The 17,392-nt window shown below is 71.0% G+C and carries 17 protein-coding genes; 16 read left to right on the plus strand and 1 reads right to left on the minus strand.

The features are described from left to right. Positions 1-268: 268 nt before the first annotated feature. Genes AB0M97_RS24755 through nusB form a run of 3 tightly spaced genes read left to right on the plus strand, consistent with a single transcriptional unit; the run spans position 269 to position 2,466 of the window. Positions 269-1,402, plus strand: coding sequence for an aminopeptidase P family protein (locus AB0M97_RS24755; protein ID WP_365963154.1), 1,134 nt, complete (start codon positions 269-271; stop codon positions 1,400-1,402). A gap of 60 nt (positions 1,403-1,462) precedes the next feature. Next, a complete protein-coding gene (efp, locus tag AB0M97_RS24760) occupies positions 1,463-2,029 on the plus strand; it encodes an elongation factor P (protein WP_059420847.1) in 567 nt (188 codons plus the stop codon). A gap of 2 nt (positions 2,030-2,031) precedes the next feature. Continuing rightward, positions 2,032-2,466, plus strand: a complete 435-nt coding sequence (nusB, locus tag AB0M97_RS24765) for a transcription antitermination factor NusB (RefSeq protein WP_365963155.1) — start codon at positions 2,032-2,034, stop codon at positions 2,464-2,466. Between the two features lie 141 nt (positions 2,467-2,607). Here nusB and bldD read toward each other — a convergent pair whose 3' ends face one another. Continuing rightward, complete coding sequence (gene bldD / locus AB0M97_RS24770; RefSeq protein WP_142150451.1) at positions 2,608-3,108, minus strand: transcriptional regulator BldD; 501 nt, start codon at positions 3,106-3,108, stop codon at positions 2,608-2,610. Positions 3,109-3,373: 265 nt separating this feature from the next. On the opposite strand from bldD, the gene pyrR reads away from it, so the two are divergent. From pyrR to metK, 13 genes are all read left to right on the plus strand, one after another. Continuing rightward, the gene (pyrR, locus tag AB0M97_RS24775; RefSeq protein ID WP_365963156.1) at positions 3,374-3,952 is read left to right on the plus strand and encodes a bifunctional pyr operon transcriptional regulator/uracil phosphoribosyltransferase PyrR; all 579 of its coding nucleotides are present in this window, start codon (positions 3,374-3,376) and stop codon (positions 3,950-3,952) included. A gap of 92 nt (positions 3,953-4,044) precedes the next feature. After that, positions 4,045-5,025 carry an aspartate carbamoyltransferase catalytic subunit gene (locus tag AB0M97_RS24780; RefSeq protein WP_365963157.1) on the plus strand — a complete coding sequence of 327 codons (981 nt, stop codon included), beginning with the start codon at positions 4,045-4,047 and terminating at the stop codon, positions 5,023-5,025. A gap of 5 nt (positions 5,026-5,030) precedes the next feature. Then, complete coding sequence (locus AB0M97_RS24785; protein WP_365963158.1) at positions 5,031-6,317, plus strand: dihydroorotase; 1,287 nt, start codon at positions 5,031-5,033, stop codon at positions 6,315-6,317. After that, positions 6,314-6,883 carry a hypothetical protein gene (locus tag AB0M97_RS24790; RefSeq protein ID WP_365963160.1) on the plus strand — a complete coding sequence of 190 codons (570 nt, stop codon included), beginning with the start codon at positions 6,314-6,316 and terminating at the stop codon, positions 6,881-6,883. Before AB0M97_RS24785 ends, AB0M97_RS24790 begins: the two co-directional genes overlap by 4 nt. After that, the gene (carA, locus tag AB0M97_RS24795; RefSeq protein ID WP_365963161.1) at positions 6,880-8,022 is read left to right on the plus strand and encodes a glutamine-hydrolyzing carbamoyl-phosphate synthase small subunit; all 1,143 of its coding nucleotides are present in this window, start codon (positions 6,880-6,882) and stop codon (positions 8,020-8,022) included. The genes AB0M97_RS24790 and carA overlap by 4 nt, the downstream gene beginning before the upstream one ends. Continuing rightward, positions 8,015-11,323: a carbamoyl-phosphate synthase large subunit gene (carB, locus tag AB0M97_RS24800; protein ID WP_365963163.1), complete on the plus strand. Its 3,309-nt coding sequence runs from the start codon at positions 8,015-8,017 to the stop codon at positions 11,321-11,323. The genes carA and carB overlap by 8 nt, the downstream gene beginning before the upstream one ends. 48 nt (positions 11,324-11,371) lie before the next feature. Then, positions 11,372-12,478: a quinone-dependent dihydroorotate dehydrogenase gene (locus AB0M97_RS24805; RefSeq protein ID WP_365963164.1), complete on the plus strand. Its 1,107-nt coding sequence runs from the start codon at positions 11,372-11,374 to the stop codon at positions 12,476-12,478. Continuing rightward, positions 12,475-13,320 carry an orotidine-5'-phosphate decarboxylase gene (gene pyrF / locus AB0M97_RS24810; RefSeq protein WP_365963165.1) on the plus strand — a complete coding sequence of 282 codons (846 nt, stop codon included), beginning with the start codon at positions 12,475-12,477 and terminating at the stop codon, positions 13,318-13,320. The genes AB0M97_RS24805 and pyrF overlap by 4 nt, the downstream gene beginning before the upstream one ends. Before the next feature lie 342 nt (positions 13,321-13,662). Then, positions 13,663-13,986: an integration host factor gene (locus AB0M97_RS24815; protein ID WP_003977346.1), complete on the plus strand. Its 324-nt coding sequence runs from the start codon at positions 13,663-13,665 to the stop codon at positions 13,984-13,986. A 37-nt stretch (positions 13,987-14,023) separates the two neighbouring features. Beyond that, a complete protein-coding gene (gmk, locus tag AB0M97_RS24820) occupies positions 14,024-14,581 on the plus strand; it encodes a guanylate kinase (RefSeq protein WP_365963166.1) in 558 nt (185 codons plus the stop codon). 144 nt (positions 14,582-14,725) lie between these two features. Next, the gene (gene rpoZ / locus AB0M97_RS24825; protein WP_003988945.1) at positions 14,726-14,998 is read left to right on the plus strand and encodes a DNA-directed RNA polymerase subunit omega; all 273 of its coding nucleotides are present in this window, start codon (positions 14,726-14,728) and stop codon (positions 14,996-14,998) included. A 122-nt stretch (positions 14,999-15,120) separates the two neighbouring features. After that, a complete protein-coding gene (coaBC, locus tag AB0M97_RS24830) occupies positions 15,121-16,323 on the plus strand; it encodes a bifunctional phosphopantothenoylcysteine decarboxylase/phosphopantothenate--cysteine ligase CoaBC (protein WP_365963167.1) in 1,203 nt (400 codons plus the stop codon). 242 nt (positions 16,324-16,565) lie between these two features. Further along, positions 16,566-17,392 (plus strand): methionine adenosyltransferase (metK, locus tag AB0M97_RS24835; RefSeq protein ID WP_365963168.1); only part of this gene is annotated, 827 nt, incomplete at its 3' end.

Here is a 17,392-nt window from a genome sequence, read left to right on the forward strand (position 1 = left end):
AAGCCGCGAGCGCACGGAAGCGGGGCGTGGTAGCGCGGCGCAGCCCGCCGCTTGGCCGACTACCACCCCCCGATCACGCGCAGGCAGGCCCAAGAGCCAGACCCGCGACGGGCTCGCCGCACCACGACGCCCCCGACGCGCCCACGACCGAACCGCGCACCCGCACAAACCACGTCCGCGCGCACCCACACCTCGCGCACCCACCCCCGCGCCCCCACTCGGCCCCACCCAACCGGCAACATCCCCCCACCCCTCGTACGCTCGCCTCATGTCAGAGGTGTACGCGGACCGCCGGACCCGCCTACGGGAACGCTGCAACGCGGGCGGCAGCGCGGCGGCGCTCGTCTCCCGTCCCGCCAACGTGTGCTACCTCACGGGCGCCGCCCCCCAGGGCGCCGTCCTGCTCCTGGGCGCCACCGAGGACGTCCTGGTCTGCGCCGAGCCCCCGGACACCCACCCCGCCCGCACCACCGGCCACGACCGCTCCCTCCCTCCCCACCCCGGCGACACCCTCGCCATCCGCACCCTCCCCGCCCCCGGCACCGACCCCGCCGCAGCCGCCGCACAGGCCGCCACCCGGCAGGGCGCCGACTCCCTCGCCGTGGAGGAGCACCACCTCACCGTCACCCGCCACCGCGCCATCCGTGAGGCCGCCCCCCACCTCCGCCTCGCCGACCTCGGCGGCGCCGTGGAGCAGCTCAGGGTCGTCAAGGACGAGGAGGAGATCTCCTGCCTGCGCATCGGTGCGGAGATCGCCGACCAGGCCCTCGGCGAACTCCTCGAGTCGATCCTCGTGGGCCGCACCGAACGCCACCTCGCGCTCGAACTGGAACGCCGTCTCGTGGACCACGGCGCCGACGGCCCCGCCTTCCCGACCTCCGTCGCCACCGGCCCGCACGCCGGCCGCCGCGGCCACCGCCCCACGGACCGCCGCGTGGAGGAGGGCGACTTCCTCTCCGTGTGCCTCGGCGCGACGTACCGCGGCTACCGCTGCGAGATCGGCCGTACGTTCGTCATCGGCACCAGCCCCGCGGACTGGCAGATCGAGCTGTACGACCTGGTCTTCGCCGCGCAGCGGGCCGGACGCGAGAGCCTCGTCCCGGGCGCCGCCTACCGCGACGTGGACCGCGCGGCACGCCAGGTCCTGGACTCCGCCGGGTACGCCCAGGCGCTCCCGGCACTCACCGGACACGGTGTCGGGCTCGAAATCGACGAGGACCCTCAATTGGGCCCCGCGGCCATGGGTAAACTGGACGCTTGCGTGCCGGTCACCGTCGAGCCGGGGGTCCACCTCCCGGGCAGGGGCGGCGTCCGGATCGATGACACGCTCGTCGTGCGCCCCGAGGCGGACGGCGGACCCGAGCTACTCACCATCACGACCAAGGAGCTGCTCGCGCTGTAGCGGCACAGCCGCGGCGCCTGCCCCGGGGTCGTCCACGTCAGTCCAGGAGATTCCGCAACCGTGGCTTCCACGAACGACCTCAAGAACGGCATGGTGCTCAAGCTCGAAGGCGGCCAGCTCTGGTCCGTCGTCGAGTTCCAGCACGTCAAGCCCGGCAAGGGCCCGGCCTTCGTGCGCACCAAGCTCAAGAACGTGCTTTCCGGCAAGGTCGTCGACAAGACCTTCAACGCCGGCGTCAAGGTCGAAACGGCCACCGTCGACAAGCGCGACATGCAGTTCTCCTACATGGACGGCGACTACTTCGTCTTCATGGACATGGAGACCTACGACCAGCTGATGGTCGACCGCAAGGCCGTCGGCGACGCCGCGAACTTCCTGGTGGAGGGCTTCACGGCCACCGTCGCGCAGCACGAGGGCGAGGTGCTCTTCGTGGAGCTGCCGGCCGCCGTCGAGCTGACCGTCCAGGAGACCGAGCCCGGCGTCCAGGGCGACCGCTCCACCGGCGGCACCAAGCCCGCCACGCTGGAGACCGGCCACCAGATCCAGGTCCCGCTCTTCATCACCACCGGTGAGAAGATCAAGGTCGACACCCGCACGAGCGACTACCTCGGCCGGGTGAACAGCTAACCGTGGCTGCCCGCAACACGGCCCGCAAGCGTGCCTTCCAGATCCTCTTCGAGGGCGACCAGCGCGGCGCCGACGTCCAGACGGTCCTCGCGGACTGGATCCGGCACTCCCGGACCGACACCCGGCAGCCGCCGGTGAGCGAGTACACGATGCAGCTGGTCGAGGGCTACGCGGAGCACGCGAAGCGCATCGACGAGCTGATCGCGCAGTACTCGGTCGGCTGGACGCTCGACCGGATGCCGGTCGTGGACCGCAACATCCTGCGGCTCGGCGCCTACGAGCTGATCTGGGTCGACGAGACCCCGGACGCCGTCGTCCTCGACGAGATGGTGCAGCTGGCGAAGGAGTTCTCCACGGACGAGTCGCCCTCGTTCGTCAACGGCCTGCTCGGCCGCCTGAAGGAACTGAAGCCGTCCCTGCGCCGCGACGAGGCCTGACAGGTACCCACGAACGCCGGAGGGCCCGCAGCGATCCCGCTGCGGGCCCTCCGGCGTTCGGCGCGGGCCGCGCGCCCCGCGCAGGTGCCACACCCCGGAGGCACGTTTCTGCTGGCCCCCTCCGCGCACCCCGTGGAGCGGTCAGCTCTCCTCGTGCGCCACCGCGCGACGCGCGTCGGCGTCCAGCACGCCCCAGCTGATCAGCTGCTCGGTGAGGACCGAGGGCGACTGGTCGTAGATGACGGCGAGGGTGCGCAGGTCGTCCTGGCGGATCGACAGCACCTTGCCGTTGTAGTCACCGCGCTGCGACTGGATCGTGGCCGCGTAGCGCTGCAGCGGGCCCGCCTTCTCGGCCGGCACCGTGGCCAGCCGCTCCAGGTCCAGCACCAGCTTCGGCGGCGGCTCGGCCGCACCGCCGGGCGTCGTGCCCGGAAGCAGCTCCTGCACGGGAACGCCGTAGAAGTCCGCGAGCTCGGCGAGGCGCTGCACGGTCACGGCACGGTCGCCGCGCTCGTACGAACCGACCACGACCGCCTTCCAGCGTCCCTGGGACTTCTCCTCGACACCGTGGAGGGAAAGGCCCTGCTGGGTGCGGATCGCCCGGAGCTTGGCCCCGAGCTGCTTGGCGTATTCGCTGGACATATAGCTCCCCGGCACTGTGTCGACGCGGTCCGGCTCTGATCCGTACCGCGCGGCTGGTAACTCACTGTGAGGTTACGCAGCGTTACACTCTCGCGTCAAGCCGGACGGTCCGCACCGGCTCTTCCGTGGGAGCGGTGTCCGATTGCGCCGAACGAGTGAGGCCAGGCCCGTTCGGGACGTGTCGCGGCGCCTGCTACGGTGGGGAACGCAATTCCGACGTCCTTTAAGGTCCGTCCCGTGAGGCGGAGAAGGAGGTCCGTTTCTCATGGACAAGCAGGACACGCAGTCCGATGCGCGGCCCGTTCTCGAAGGCCCCGACATCGCGCGGGTACTGACCCGCATCGCCCACGAGATCGTCGAGCGCGCCAAGGGCGCCGACGACGTGGTGCTCCTGGGCATTCCGACCCGGGGCGTCTTCCTCGCCCGGCGGCTCGCCGCCAAGCTGGAGCAGATCACCGAACGCAAGGTGCCGGTCGGCTCGCTCGACATCACCATGTACCGCGACGACCTGCGCATGCACCCGCCGCGTGCGCTGGCCCGCACCGAGATCCCCGGTGACGGCATCGACGGCCGCCTGGTCGTCCTCGTGGACGACGTGCTCTTCTCCGGCCGCACCATCCGCGCCGCCCTCGACGCCCTGAACGACATCGGGCGCCCGCGCGCGGTGCAGCTCGCGGTTCTGGTCGACCGCGGCCACCGCGAACTGCCCATCCGCGCCGACTACGTCGGCAAGAACCTCCCCACGTCGCTGCGGGAGACGGTCAAGGTCCTGCTCGCCGAGGAGGACGGCCGCGACACCGTGCTGCTCGGCGCCAAGCAGGCCGCCCCGGGCGCGCAGCAGTAGGACACCGGCGTACGTCACCGGCGTACGACCGTCCACACGCGCCCCCGCCTGCCCGAATTCTCCCTTATGAACTGCCTTACGGAGCCTGACAGATGCAGCGTCATCTCATCTCGGCCGCCGACCTCTCCCGCGACGACGCCGTCCTGATCCTCGACACCGCCGAGGAGATGGCCCGGGTCGCCGACCGGCCGATCAAGAAGCTGCCGACCCTGCGCGGCCGCACCGTCGTGAACCTCTTCTTCGAGGACTCCACCCGCACCCGGATCTCCTTCGAGGCCGCCGAGAAACGGCTGTCCGCCGACGTCATCAACTTCTCCGCCAAGGGCTCGTCGGTGTCCAAGGGCGAGTCCCTGAAGGACACCGCCCAGACCCTCGAGGCCATGGGCGTCGACGCCGTCGTCATCCGGCACGGCGCCTCAGGAGCCCCGTACCGGCTGGCCAATTCCGGCTGGATCGACGCCGCCGTGATCAACGCCGGCGACGGCACCCACCAGCACCCCACCCAGGCCCTGCTGGACGCCTTCACCATGCGCCGCCGGCTCGTCGGCCGCGACGCCGGACTCGGCCAGGACCTCTCCGGCAAGCGCATCACGATCGTCGGCGACGTCCTGCACAGCCGCGTCGCCCGTTCCAACGTCGACCTGCTGCACACCCTCGGCGCCGAGGTCACCCTGGTCGCCCCGCCCACCCTCGTCCCGGTCGGCGTCGAGCGCTGGCCCTGCGAGGTGTCGTACGACCTCGACAGCACGCTGACCAAGTCCGACGCGGTGATGATGCTGCGCGTGCAGCGCGAGCGCATGAACGCCGCGTTCTTCCCGACCGAGCGCGAGTACTCGCGCCGCTACGGCCTGGACGGCGACCGCATGGCGAAGATGCCGGAGCACGCCGTCGTGATGCACCCCGGCCCGATGGTCCGCGGCATGGAGATCACCGCCGAGGTGGCCGACTCCGACCGCTGCACCGTGGTCGAGCAGGTCGCCAACGGCGTCTCCATCCGGATGGCCGTCCTGTACCTGCTGCTCGGCGGCAACGAGCCCGCCACCACCCACACCGCCCGTACCGAGGAGAAGTAGGACCCATGAGCAAGACCCTGATCCGTGGTGCGAAGGTGCTCGGCGGCGAGCCGCAGGACGTCCTGATCGACGGCGAGACCATCGAGGCCGTGGGCCCCGGGCTGACCGCCGAGGGCGCCGAGGTCGTCGAGGCCGGCGGCAAGGTGCTGCTGCCCGGCCTGGTCGACCTGCACACCCACCTGCGCGAGCCCGGCCGGGAGGACTCCGAGACCGTCCTGACCGGCACCCGCGCCGCCGCCTCCGGCGGCTACACCGCCGTGTTCGCCATGGCCAACACCTTCCCGGTCGCCGACACCGCCGGCGTGGTCGAGCAGGTCTGGCGGCTCGGCAAGGAGCACGGCTACTGCGACGTGCGGCCCGTCGGCGCCGTCACCGTCGGCCTGGAGGGCAGGAAACTCGCCGAGCTGGGCGCCATGTACGAGTCGGCCGCCGGCGTCACCGTCTTCTCCGACGACGGCAAGTGCGTCCACGACGCCGTGATCATGCGCCGCGCCCTGGAGTACGTGAAGGCCTTCGGCGGCGTCGTCGCCCAGCACGCGCAGGAACCGCGGCTGACCGAGGACGCCGAGATGAACGAGGGCGTCGTCTCCGCCGAGCTGGGCCTCGGCGGCTGGCCCGCCGTCGCCGAGGAGGCGATCATCGCCCGGGACGTGCTGCTCGCCGAGCACGTCGGCTCCCGCGTCCACATCTGCCACCTGTCGACCGCCGGGTCCGTCGAGATCGTCCGCTGGGCCAAGTCCCGCGGGATCGACGTCACCGCCGAGGTCACCCCGCACCACCTCCTCCTCACCGACGAGCTGGTCCGGACGTACAACCCCGTCTACAAGGTCAACCCGCCGCTGCGCACCGAGCGTGACGTGCGGGCGCTGCGGGAGGCGCTCGCCGACGGCACGATCGACATCGTCGCCACCGACCACGCCCCGCACCCGCACGAGGACAAGGACTGCGAGTGGGCCGCCGCCGCCATGGGCATGGTCGGCCTGGAGACCGCGCTGTCGGTGGTGCAGGAGACGATGGTGGAGACCGGCCTGCTCGACTGGGCGCAGGTCGCCGACCGCATGTCGTTCACGCCCGCGCGGATCGGCCGGGCCGAGGGCCACGGCCGGCCCGTCTCGCCAGGCGAGCCCGCCAACCTCACGCTGGTGGACACCGCATACCGTGGGTCGGTGGACCCCGCGGGCTTCGCCTCGCGCAGCCGCAACACCCCGTACGAGGGCCGCGAGCTGCCGGGCCGTGTCACCCACACGTGGCTGCGGGGCAAGGCCACGCTCGTCGACGGGAAGCTCACGTGACACCTGTAATCCTGCTGGCCGCCGAGAAGGAATCGGCGGAAGTGACCGACTGGGCCGCCCGCATCGGCTGGGTGGTCGGCCTCGCCCTCTTCGTCGCGCTCGTCTACTGGCTGATGCGCGAGGGCTGGAAGTGGCGCGGCACCCTCCAGAGCGACCTGCCGGACCTGCCCACCGCGCCGGAAGACCCCGGCCCGGCGAAACTGACCCTCAGCGGCCGGTACCACGGCTCCACCACCGCGGGACAGTGGCTCGACCGCATCGTCGCGCACGGCCTGGGCACCCGCAGCCGCGTCGAGCTCACCCTGACGGACGCGGGCCTCGACGTCGTACGCCCCGGCGCGGCCGACTTCTTCGTCCCGCGCGCGGCGCTGCGCGAGGCCCGGCTCGACAAGGGCATCGCCGGCAAGGTCCTCACCGAGGGCGGACTGCTCGTCGTGACCTGGGCGCACGGCGGCAGGCTGCTCGACTCCGGGTTCCGCTCGGACCGCGCGGCGGAGCACGGCGCGTGGGTCGACGCCATCAACTCCATGATCGAAACCAACAGCACGGAAGGCGCCGAACGATGACGACCTCCACCCGGGGAACCAGCAGGGTTCCCGCCGTACTCGTCCTCGAGGACGGCCGGACCTTCAGGGGCCGCGCCTACGGGGCCGTGGGGGAGACGTTCGGCGAGGCCGTCTTCTCCACCGGCATGACCGGCTACCAGGAAACCCTCACCGACCCCTCCTACCACCGCCAGGTCGTCGTCATGACGGCTCCGCACGTCGGCAACACCGGCGTCAACGACGAGGACATGGAGTCCAAGAGGATCTGGGTCTCCGGCTACGTCGTGCGCGACCCCGCGCGCGTGCCGTCCAGCTGGCGCTCCCGGCGCACCCTGGACGAGGAGCTGGCCGCGCAGGGCGTCGTCGGCATCAGCGGCATCGACACCCGCGCCCTGACCCGCCACCTGCGCGAGCGCGGCGCCATGCGCGTCGGCATCTTCAGCGGCGACGCGATCCGGGACGACGCCGCGCTGCTGACCCGCGTCCAGCAGGCCCCGCAGATGACGGGCGCCGACCTGTCCGCCGAGGTCGCCACCACCGAGCCGTACGTGGTCCCCGCGATCGGCGAGAAGAAGTTCACCGTCGCCGCCGTGGACCTCGGCATCAAGGGCATGACCCCGCACCGCATGGCCGAGCGCGGCATCGAGGTGCACGTGCTGCCCGCGACCGCCACCGTCGAGGACGTCTACGCCGTGCACCCCGACGGCGTGTTCTTCTCCAACGGCCCCGGCGACCCGGCCACCGCCGACCACTCCGTCTCCGTGATGCGGGGCGTCCTGGAGCGCGGCACCCCGCTGTTCGGCATCTGCTTCGGCAACCAGATCCTCGGCCGCGCCCTCGGCTTCGGCACCTACAAGCTGAAGTACGGCCACCGCGGCATCAACCAGCCGGTGCAGGACCGCACCACCGGCAAGGTCGAGGTCACCGCGCACAACCACGGCTTCGCCGTCGACGCCCCGCTCGACAAGGTCTCCGACACCCCCTTCGGCCGCGCCGAGGTCTCCCACGTCTGCCTCAACGACAACGTGGTGGAGGGCCTGCAGCTCCTCGACCGCCCGGCCTTCAGCGTCCAGTACCACCCCGAAGCGGCAGCCGGCCCGCACGACGCCGCCTACCTGTTCGACCGCTTCGTTTCCCTGATGGAGGGCCAGCGTGCCTAAGCGCACCGATATCCAGTCCGTCCTGGTCATCGGCTCCGGCCCGATCGTCATCGGCCAGGCCGCCGAGTTCGACTACTCCGGCACCCAGGCGTGCCGCGTGCTCAAGGCCGAGGGCCTGCGCGTCGTCCTGGTCAACTCCAACCCGGCGACGATCATGACCGACCCGGAGATCGCCGACGCCACCTACGTCGAGCCGATCACCCCGGAGTTCGTCGAGAAGATCATCGCCAAGGAGCGCCCCGACGCCCTGCTGCCCACCCTGGGCGGCCAGACGGCCCTGAACACCGCGATCTCGCTCCACGAGAACGGCGTCCTCGACAAGTACGGCGTCGAGCTGATCGGCGCCAACGTGGCGGCGATCCACAAGGGCGAGGACCGCGACCAGTTCAAGGAGGTCGTGGAGGAGGTCCGCAAGAAGATCGGGTACGGCGAGTCCGCCCGCTCGGTCATCTGCCACACCATGAACGAGGTCCTCGCGGGCGTCGAGGAGCTCGGCGGCTACCCGGTCGTCGTCCGCCCCTCCTTCACCATGGGCGGCGCCGGCTCCGGCTTCGCGCACGACGAGGAGGAACTGCGCCGCATCGCCGGACAGGGCCTGACCCTCTCGCCGACCACCGAGGTGCTCCTGGAGGAGTCCATCCTCGGCTGGAAGGAGTACGAGCTGGAGCTGATGCGCGACAAGAACGACAACGTCGTGGTCGTCTGCTCCATCGAGAACTTCGACCCGATGGGCGTCCACACCGGCGACTCGATCACCGTGGCGCCGTCGATGACCCTCACCGACCGCGAGTACCAGATCCTGCGGGATGTCGGCATCGCCGTGATCCGCGAGGTCGGCGTCGACACCGGCGGCTGCAACATCCAGTTCGCGGTCAACCCCGAGGACGGCCGGGTCATCGTCATCGAGATGAACCCGCGCGTGTCCCGCTCCTCCGCGCTCGCCTCCAAGGCGACCGGCTTCCCGATCGCCAAGATCGCCGCCAAGCTCGCCGTCGGCTACACCCTCGACGAGATCCCCAACGACATCACGCGCGAGACCCCGGCCTCCTTCGAGCCGACCCTCGACTACGTGGTCGTCAAGGCCCCGCGCTTCGCCTTCGAGAAGTTCCCCTCCGCCGACTCCACCCTCACCACCACCATGAAGTCGGTCGGCGAGGCCATGGCCATCGGCCGCAACTTCACCGAGGCGTTCCAGAAGGCGCTGCGCTCCCTGGAGAAGAAGGGCAGCCAGTTCACCTTCGTCGGCGACCCCGGCGACAAGCAGGAACTGCTGGAGGCGTCCGTCCGCCCGACCGACGGCCGCATCAACACCGTCATGCAGGCCATCCGCGCGGGCGCCACCCCGGAGGAGGTCTTCGCGTACACGAGGATCGACCCCTGGTTCGTCGACCAGCTCTTCCTCATCAAGGAGATCGCCGACGAACTCGCCGAGGCGCCCGAGCTGACCCGCGAGCTGCTCGCCGAGGCCAAGCGGCACGGCTTCTCCGACCAGCAAATCGGCGAGATCCGCGGCCTGCGCGAGGACGTCGTCCGCGAGGTCCGGCACGCGCTCGGCATCCGCCCGGTCTACAAGACGGTCGACACCTGCGCCGCCGAGTTCGCCGCGAAGACGCCGTACTTCTACTCCTCCTACGACGAGGAGACCGAGGTCGCGCCGCGCGAGAAGCCCGCGGTGATCATCCTGGGCTCCGGCCCGAACCGCATCGGCCAGGGCATCGAGTTCGACTACTCCTGCGTCCACGCCTCCTTCGCGCTGAGCGACGCCGGGTACGAGACGGTGATGGTCAACTGCAACCCGGAGACCGTCTCCACGGACTACGACACCTCCGACCGCCTGTACTTCGAGCCGCTCACGCTGGAAGACGTGCTGGAGATCGTCCACGCCGAGCGGCAGGCCGGCCCCGTCGCGGGCGTCGTCGTGCAGCTCGGCGGCCAGACCCCGCTCGGCCTGTCCCAGGCGCTCAAGGACAACGGCGTGCCCATCGTCGGCACCTCCCCGGAGGCCATCCACGCCGCCGAGGACCGCGGCGCCTTCGGCCGCGTGCTGCAGGAGGCCGGCCTGCCCGCGCCCAAGCACGGCACCGCCACCACCTTCGCCGAGGCCAAGGCCATCGCCGACGAGATCGGCTACCCGGTCCTGGTCCGCCCGTCGTACGTGCTCGGCGGACGCGGCATGGAGATCGTCTACGACGAGGCCCGCCTGGAGTCGTACATCGCCGAGTCCACCGAGATCAGCCCCTCCCGGCCGGTCCTGGTCGACCGGTTCCTCGACGACGCCATCGAGATCGACGTCGACGCCCTGTACGACGGCGAGGAGCTGTACCTCGGCGGCGTCATGGAGCACATCGAGGAGGCCGGCATCCACTCCGGCGACTCGGCGTGCGCCCTGCCCCCGATCACCCTGGGCGGCTTCGACATCAAGCGGCTGCGCGCCTCCACCGAGGGCATCGCGCGCGGCGTCGGGGTACGCGGGTTGATCAACATCCAGTTCGCGCTGGCCGGCGACATCCTCTACGTCCTGGAGGCCAACCCGCGCGCCTCGCGCACCGTCCCCTTCACCTCGAAGGCGACCGCGGTACCGCTGGCCAAGGCCGCCGCCCGGATCTCGCTCGGCGCGACCATCGCCGAACTGCGCGCCGAGGGCCTGCTCCCGGCCCGCGGAGACGGCGGCGAGCTGCCGCTGGACGCGCCGATCTCCGTCAAGGAGGCCGTCATGCCGTGGTCGCGCTTCCGCGACATCCACGGCCGCGGCGTCGACACCGTCCTCGGCCCGGAGATGCGCTCCACCGGCGAGGTCATGGGCATCGACTCCGTCTTCGGCACGGCGTACGCCAAGTCGCAGGCGGGCGCCTACGGGCCGCTGCCGACCAGGGGCCGCGCCTTCATCTCGGTCGCCAACCGCGACAAGCGCTCGATGATCTTCCCGGCGCGCGAGCTGGTCGCGCACGGCTTCGAGCTGCTCGCCACGTCCGGCACGGCCGAGGTCCTCAAGCGCAACGGCATCAACGCCACCGTCGTGCGCAAGCAGTCCGAGGGCCCCGGCCCGAACGGCGAGCGGACCATCGTCCAGCTCATCCACGACGGCGAGGTCGACCTCATCGTCAACACCCCGTACGGCACCGGCGGCCGCCTCGACGGCTACGACATCCGCACCGCGGCCGTGGCCCGGTCCGTGCCCTGCCTGACGACCGTGCAGGCGCTCGCCGCGGCGGTCCAGGGCATCGACGCCCTCAACCGCGGCGACGTGGGCGTGCGATCGCTCCAGGAACACGCGGAATTCCTGACCGCGGCCCGCGACTAGCCCCGAGGGGGACACCGGAAACGGTGTCCCCCTCCGCACGAGGACACCATGTACCAGATCTTCTTCAATCTCGTCTTCAGGCGGATGGACGCGGAGCGGGCCCACCACCTCGCCTTCCGCTGGATCCGCCTCGCCGCCCGCATCCCCGTGCTGCGCACCTTCGCCGCCGCCGTGCTCGCCCCCCGCCACAAGGAGCTGCGCACGGAGGCCTTCGGGCTGCGCATGCACGGCCCCTTCGGGCTCGCCGCCGGCTTCGACAAGAACGCCGTCGCCGTCGACGGCATGGCCATGCTCGGCTTCGACCACGTGGAGATCGGCACGGTCACCGGCGAGCCCCAGCCCGGCAACCCGAAGAAGCGGCTGTTCCGGCTGGTCGCGGACCGCGCGCTGATCAACCGCATGGGCTTCAACAACGACGGCTCCCTCGCCGTCGCCGCCCGGCTGGCCACCCGCAACCCCGTCTTCAAGACCGTCGTCGGCGTCAACATCGGCAAGACCAAGGCCGTCCCCGAGCAGGAGGCCGTCGCCGACTACGTGAAGTCGGCCGAGCGGCTCGCCCCGTACGCCGACTACCTGGTCGTCAACGTCTCCTCGCCCAACACGCCCGGGCTGCGCGACCTCCAGGCCGTCGACCACCTGCGCCCGCTGCTGAGCGCCGTCCGCGAGGCCGCGGACCGCAGGGTCCCGGCCCGGCGCGTCCCGCTCCTGGTCAAGATCGCACCGGACCTGGCCGACGAGGACGTCGACGCGGTCGCCGACCTGGCCGTCGAGCTGGGCCTGGACGGCATCATCGCCACCAACACCACCATCGCGCGCGAAGGCCTCGGCCTGGCCTCCGACCCCGCCCTCGTGCAGGAGACCGGCGGTCTGTCCGGCGCCCCGCTGAAGGCACGCTCCCTGGAGGTGCTGCGCCGCCTGTACGCGCGCGTGGGCGACCGCATCACCCTGGTCGGTGTCGGCGGCATCGAGGACGCCGAGGACGCCTGGCAGCGCATCCTGGCCGGTGCCACGCTGATCCAGGGCTACAGCGCCTTCATCTACCGGGGCCCCTTCTGGAGCCGCGCCGTCCACAAGGGCCTCGCCGCGCGCCTGCGCACCAGCCCGTACGCCACCCTCGCCGACGCGGTCGGCGCCGACGTCAGGAAGCCCGCATGACGGTTCTGGAGCCCTTCGGCACCCGGCTGCGCCGCGCCATGGACGCGCGCGGGCCGTTGTGCGTCGGCATCGACCCGCACGCCTCGCTGCTCGCCGAGTGGGGCCTGAACGACGACGTGGCCGGCCTGGAGCGGTTCAGCCGCACGGTCGTCGAGGCGGTGGCCGACCGGGTCGCCGTGCTCAAGCCGCAGAGCGCGTTCTTCGAGCGGTTCGGCTCACGGGGCGTGGCCGTCCTGGAGAAGACGGTCGCGCAGGCGCGGGCGGCGGGCGCCCTGGTCGTGATGGACGCCAAGCGCGGCGACATCGGCTCGACCATGGCCGCGTACGCGGAGTCGTTCCTGCACAAGGACGCGCCGCTGTTCTCGGACGCGCTGACCGTCTCCCCGTACCTCGGCTACGGCTCGCTGAGCCCGGCCGTGGCGCTGGCCCGGGAGAGCGGCGCCGGCCTGTTCGTGCTGGCGCTGACCTCCAACCCGGAGGGCGCCGAGGTCCAGCACGCGGTGCGGCCCGACGGGCGCAGCGTCGGCGCAACCATGCTGGCGCACCTGGCCGCCGAGAACGCGGGGGAGGACCCGCTGGGCTCCTTCGGCGCGGTGGTCGGCGCGACGCTCGGCGACCTGTCCACGTACGACCTGGACATCAACGGTCCGCTGCTCGCCCCCGGCATCGGCGCGCAGGGGGCGACCCCGGCCGACCTGCCCCAGGTGTTCGGCACGGCGGTCCGCAACGTCGTGCCGAACGTCAGCCGCGGCGTGCTGCGGCACGGACCCGACGCGGGAGCCCTGCGCGCGGCGGCCGGCCGTTTCGCCGAGGAGATCCGCGACGCGGTGACCTCCGGCTGAGCACGCGCAGCCGCTCCGGCGGGTGCTCCCGGAGTCCTTCCCACCGCTTCCGTGGGGCCCGGCCGGATGATCCACCGCAGGTTTGAGCCTGGATACATCCTCAAATCCGGGGCATTATGTCCTCAATGTCTGGCCTGACGGAGGCTGACCAGGACTTTTCCGCTGTTCTCGCTGACTCTTGCGGACTTGCCCGCTAGTCTCCGACGAGTGAGGGCACCTCCCACGCCCTCAAGGCAGTGAGGGGAGAGCGGGCAGCGTGTTGCTCGTGGCTCCCCAGGTGTGGGGCGACTAGGTTCCTCACCGGTCCGTATCCGACAGTTCGACATCCGAGGTGACGTAGGCGTGGCTCTTCCGCCCCTTACCCCTGAACAGCGCGCAGCCGCGCTCGAAAAGGCCGCCGCGGCTCGCCGGGAGCGGGCCGAGGTCAAGAATCGACTCAAGCACTCCGGCGCCTCCCTCCACGAGGTCATCAAGCAGGGCCAGGAGAACGACGTCATCGGCAAGATGAAGGTCTCCGCCCTCCTTGAGTCCCTGCCGGGCGTGGGCAAGGTCCGCGCCAAGCAGATCATGGAGCGACTGGGCATCTCCGAGAGCCGTCGTGTGCGTGGCCTCGGTTCCAACCAGATCGCCTCCCTGGAGCGCGAGTTCGGCAGCACCGGCTCCTGAGTCCCGGGCACCCCGGGATTGCTGGAATAATCGCTGCATGAGTGAACGTCCGCGGCTGACCGTGCTCTCCGGCCCCTCCGGGGTCGGCAAGAGCACGGTCGTCGCCCATATGCGCAAGGAACACCCCGAGGTCTGGCTGTCGGTGTCGGCGACGACCCGCAAGCCCCGCCCGGGCGAGCGGCACGGAGTCCACTACTTCTTCGTCACCGACGAGGAGATGGACAAGCTGATCGCCAACGGCGAGCTGCTGGAGTGGGCCGAATTCGCAGGCAACCGCTACGGCACGCCGCGTGCGGCCGTCCTCGAGCACCTGGAGGCGGGTGTGCCCGTCCTCCTGGAGATCGACCTCCAGGGTGCCCGGCAGATCCGTGAGTCCATGGCGGAGGCGTATCTGGTGTTCCTGGCTCCGCCCTCCTGGGAGGAGCTGGTGCGCAGACTCACCGGCCGGGGCACCGAACCGCCCGACGTGATCGAGCGCCGCCTGAACGCGGCCAAGGTCGAACTCGCGGCCGAGCGGGAGTTCGACGAGACCCTGGTCAACACCTCCGTCGAGGATGTGGCGCGCGAGCTGCTAGCCTTGATGGATGTTGTGTGATCACGGGTCCTCCGACCCGTTGACGGATCCGGTACCGACAGATGTGGTACCGACGGATCCGGCACTGACAGATGCGGTACGCATGCGGTACTGACGGGTTCAGTGATCACGACCGGTCTTTTCCCATCCATCGGAAGGTAGAGCGTGTCCTCTTCCATCTCCGCGCCCGAGGGCATCATCAACCCGCCGATCGACGAGCTCCTCGAGGCCACCGACTCGAAGTACAGCCTCGTGATCTACGCGGCCAAGCGTGCCCGTCAGATCAACGCGTACTACTCGCAGCTCGGCGAGGGCCTCCTCGAGTACGTCGGTCCGCTCGTCGACACCCACGTCCACGAGAAGCCGCTCTCGATCGCCCTCCGGGAGATCAACGCGGGGCTGCTGACGTCCGAGGCCGTCGAGGGTCCGGCGCAGTAGTTTTTTCAGCTTGCAGTTGGTTTTTCCACAGGCCCGGCAGTCGCTCTGCCGGGCCTGTGGTGTGTGATGGAGACGTGCGCCCGTCGTCCGGCGCACCCGAGCCGAGCACGCGGGGAGAGACGGTGGACAAGCCGAAGGTCGTTCTGGGGGTCAGCGGCGGCATCGCGGCCTACAAGTCCTGCGAGCTGCTGCGCAGACTGACCGAGTCGGGCCACGACGTCCGCGTCGTCCCCACCGCGTCCGCGCTGCACTTCGTCGGCGCCGCCACCTGGTCCGCCCTGTCCGGCCACCCGGTCTCCACCGAGGTCTGGGACGACGTGCACCAAGTCCCGCACGTCCGCATCGGCCAGCACGCCGACCTCGTGGTGGTCGCCCCGGCCACGGCCGACATGCTCGCCAAGGCCGCCCACGGCATCGCCGACGACCTGCTCACCAACACCCTCCTCACCGCCCGCTGCCCGGTCGTCTTCGCCCCGGCGATGCACACCGAGATGTGGGAGCACCCGGCCACCCGGGAGAACGTGGCCACGCTCCGCCGCCGCGGCGCCGTCGTCGTCGAACCGGCCGTCGGGCGCCTCACCGGCGTGGACACCGGCAAGGGCCGGCTGCCCGACCCCGCCGAGATCTTCGAGATCTGCCGCCGGGTGCTGGCCCGCGGCGTCACCGAGCCCGACCTCACCGGGCGGCACGTCGTGGTCAGTGCCGGCGGCACCCGCGAACCCCTCGACCCGGTGCGCTTCCTCGGCAACCGCTCCTCCGGCAAGCAGGGCTACGCCCTCGCCCGCACCGCCGCCGCCCGGGGCGCCCGCGTCACCCTGATCGCGGCGAACGCCGCCCTGCCCGACCCGGCGGGCGTCGACGTCGTGCCGGTGGGCACGGCCGTCGAGCTGCGCGAGGAGGTGCTGAAGGCGGCAGCCGACGCCGACGCGGTCGTCATGGCCGCCGCCGTGGCGGACTTCCGCCCGGCGGCCTACGCCACCGGGAAGATCAAGAAGCAGGACGGCCAGGAGCCCGAGCCCATCGCCCTGGTGCGTAATCCGGACATTCTCGCGGAGATCTCGGCCGACCGCGCCCGCCCCGGCCAGATCGTCGTCGGCTTCGCCGCCGAGACGGACGACGTCCTCGCCAACGGGCGCAAGAAGCTCGCCCGCAAGGGCTGCGACCTGCTCGTGGTGAACGAGGTGGGGGAGCGCAAGACCTTCGGCGCCGAGGAGAACGAGGCCGTGGTGCTGGGCGCCGACGGCAGTGAGACCCCTGTGGCGCACGGGCCGAAGGAGGCGCTGGCCGAAACGGTGTGGGACCTCGTGGCCGAACGCCTGCGCTGAAAAGCCCGCACCCGATTCACAGCTTCCTGAAACCACGCCCCTGCGGGCGCGGCGCCTCTGGCCAAGCACGCCCGCGATTCGGCAGAATGCGGGTGCCGCAGGTCACAGCGTTCCCGAGAGGCGAGACAGGGAGGCCAGTGGCCGAACGCGACCGATAAACTGTTTGCCGGACGTCGCCGGGCGCAGCCCCCGGCCCGTCCACCCATGATCAGCCAGCAGCCGCTGCAACCCCAGGGAGCGTTGTGTCCCGTCGCCTGTTCACCTCGGAGTCCGTGACCGAGGGTCACCCCGACAAGATCGCTGACCAGATCAGCGACACCATTCTCGACGCGCTCCTGCGCGAGGACCCGACCTCCCGGGTCGCGGTCGAGACCCTGATCACCACCGGCCTCGTGCACGTGGCCGGCGAGGTCACCACCAAGACCTACGCGGACATCGCGACCCTCGTCCGCGGCAAGGTCCTCGAGATCGGTTACGACTCCTCCAAGAAGGGCTTCGACGGCGCCTCCTGCGGTGTCTCGGTGTCGATCGGCGCGCAGTCCCCGGACATCGCGCAGGGCGTGGACGCCGCCTACGAGGCCCGCGTCGAGGGCGACGAGGACGAGCTGGACCGGCAGGGCGCGGGCGACCAGGGCCTGATGTTCGGCTACGCGACGGACGAGACGCCGACGCTGATGCCGCTGCCGATCTTCCTGGCGCACCGCCTGGCGAAGCGCCTGTCCGAGGTCCGCAAGAACGGCACGATCCCCTACCTGCGGCCCGACGGCAAGACCCAGGTCACCATCGAGTACGACGGCGACAAGGCGGTCCGCCTGGACACGGTCGTCGTCTCCTCGCAGCACGCGAGCGACATCGACCTGGACTCGCTGCTGGCGCCGGACATCCGCGAGTTCGTGGTCGAGCCGGAGCTGAAGGCGCTGGTCGACGAGGGCATCAAGCTCGACACCGACAGCTACCGGCTGCTGGTCAACCCGACCGGCCGGTTCGAGATCGGCGGCCCGATGGGCGACGCCGGCCTGACCGGCCGCAAGATCATCATCGACACGTACGGCGGCATGGCCCGGCACGG

The organism is Streptomyces sp. NPDC051207, from assembly GCF_040682395.1.
Classification (GTDB): Bacteria; Actinomycetota; Actinomycetes; order Streptomycetales; family Streptomycetaceae; genus Streptomyces.